This is a genomic window from Neisseria sp. P0001.S005, from assembly GCF_051963715.1.
In genome coordinates this window covers 1-809 of record NZ_JBQCTZ010000455.1, presented here as the reverse complement: position 1 = coordinate 809, position 809 = coordinate 1, and the positions used below count along the sequence as shown (strand labels likewise).

The following is an 809-nucleotide window of genomic DNA, read 5'->3' as shown; positions in this document are numbered from 1 at the left end:
TAGTCTTCTTTGATACGTCTATTCCTAAGTACATTGTTTTACCTTATTAATACGGGCTTTTTATCCCTTGATAGTGTTCAAACTTTAGATGTACAAAAGCCCATGCTGTCTATCTTTGTTTCAGGCTTTATGCCTTTGCCGTACTTTCGCAGTCATGGGCTTTGCTCTCTGTTTCGTCAAACATCAAGCCGTCAATAGGCTGTTTTGCCCATTCACGGCCTGAAGCTCTTTAGTTTTGCCTTCGGCGACCCTTCGGGGACGTTCGCCACGTGGCAGGGGTTGGCGCAAAAAACCGCACCAACCCTTGCTAATAGCGTTTTTTATTTCGCTTGCGTCAAGGGGTATCCAAAAAGATTTATAAAGGCAAAAAGCACGCCTTTACAAATCTTTCTGGACGTCCTCCCCCTGACTTGTGATTAAGTAAGTGGGTGGATTAGGGTTATTTAATTTATAAAAATATTAACACTGCAAAAATTAAAACAAGGGCTATTGAAAAACCTATAAAAGCTTCTTTAAAAAAGACTTTAAATATAGACATTCCATATTTTTTATGCAAATGAATTATGGCGTAAAGTATTAATCCACCAACTACTATATCAAAAATCATATTCCAACCTTTGCCCCTTGATTACTTAACGATTTTTCATTGTACCCTTCATACATCAGATTTTGCGGACTCTCTCCGCCCATTGTCAATACTTGCGGCGTTTCGGGCTGTTCCTTTGTTGCTGACGTTACCGCCGTTTCGGGCTGTTTTGCCTTGTAGGGATTAAAGGGCAAGCCGTCTTTTATGTAGCTGATACAGGTTT

At 40.3% G+C, this 809-nt stretch carries 1 pseudogene; it reads right to left on the bottom strand.

The annotated features are described in order from the left end of the window. Nucleotides 1-603: 603 nt before the first annotated feature. Nucleotides 604-809, bottom strand: a pseudogene (locus ACTHSP_RS21015) (zonular occludens toxin family protein); the annotation flags it as partial.